The sequence below is a fragment of the Pseudomonas sp. P4_C3 genome, assembly GCF_056402075.1.
Genome location: NZ_JBFUIC010000632.1, coordinates 1 through 1,252, shown reverse-complemented (window position 1 = coordinate 1,252; position 1,252 = coordinate 1). Strand labels below are relative to the sequence as shown.

Here is a 1,252-nt window from a genome sequence, read left to right as displayed (position 1 = left end):
GTGCACGGTTGATGCCTGATCCGCGGATCGAGATCTTCACCCCTTCGTTGCCCGCCGACTGGGCGTAGATCCCCGGCTGGTAAGCCAGCACATCCTGATTGCTGGCCACGCGGCCCTGCAACGGGCGACGCATGTCGACCACATTGGTGCCGCCGGGCACTTGGGCCAGCCGCGCCATGGCGTCCTCGATCCCCTGGTCTTCGTCGCTCTGGTCCTCAGCCCCGATCAGCACTTGCCCCAGCTCCAGGCTCTGGGCCTCGGCCATGGCCGGACAAACAAGGGCCAGGCCCAGCAGCGCAGCGGGCAAGTATTCAGGCGGGGGCATGGGGGAAACTCCAGATGTACAGGAACGGGCAAAGAACAGTGCGACGCAAGAAAGAACGAAGGGAGCACATGGCAATCTTGCTTTTTGCACGCCAAGGGCAGGGCGGCCGCGATGCAGCGCTACAACGGTTTACAGCATTCCGACGATGAGGGGGGATGCGGCATTCATCCGCCACAGGAATGACTGTTTCCAAATACGACGAAAGTTGTATGGAGGTCGGTTTCGGCACATGTTATTAGGCGCTTGTCTTGAAAACGCAACTGCTAATTTGTATCATTCGTTTTCAATTTAGCGAAGCAGGGAACGCAGCGCCCAAACAATAATAAGGTCAAGGCAATGCTCAAAATGCTTCTCGTATACGGTCATCTGCTCGCTACGTGTATTGCCCTGGGGAGGGTGTTGCAGGCGGATCACAAGCTTTGGAGCTGGCGCAAGGAAATACTGGACCAGGCGCGGCTCGAGTACCTTGATGAAACCCGGAAGATCGTCAGCCTCGCACTGCTGGGCCTTTGGGCAAGCGGATTGTTGCTGGTGCTCCAGGGTTACCTCAATGAAGGCGACGCGTATCTGCTCAATCAGAAACTCTGGGCCAAGGTGACTGTCGTCGCGCTGCTTAGTCTGAACGGTGCATTGTTGCATCGAGTTGGTTTCCCGCTGCTGCAAAAGGCTCCATTCGTCGCACTGCGCAGTGCAGGGCGCACGCGGCTTGCCTTGTTGGGTGCGCTTTCCATGAGCGGTTGGCTATTCGCCGCATTCCTGGGGGTGGCTCGAGCCTGGAATCACGTGTTGCCTTATCTGCATGTGATGGGCGCATTCGCCGCATTCTCGTTACTGGCTTGTTGCGTGGCACTTGCAGTCGCCGGTAGGGCGGGCAGTGTCGGTGCGCAAAAATCCTCGGTACCGGGGTAGCTATCGACGAAGCACGCC

The 1,252-nt window shown here is 58.5% G+C and carries 1 protein-coding gene and 1 pseudogene; one reads left to right on the top strand and one right to left on the bottom strand.

Going from position 1 to position 1,252, the window contains the following annotated elements; all coding sequences use genetic code 11:
• Positions 1-325: pseudogene (locus AC1DVH_RS31330) on the bottom strand (TonB-dependent receptor); the annotation flags it as partial.
• Between the two features lie 336 nt (positions 326-661).
• Between AC1DVH_RS31330 and AC1DVH_RS31325 the strand changes: the two are divergent.
• Entirely contained in the window at positions 662-1,234 is a 573-nt protein-coding gene (locus AC1DVH_RS31325) for a hypothetical protein (RefSeq protein WP_477757051.1), read from the top strand.
• The last annotated feature ends 18 nt before the right edge of the window (positions 1,235-1,252 follow it).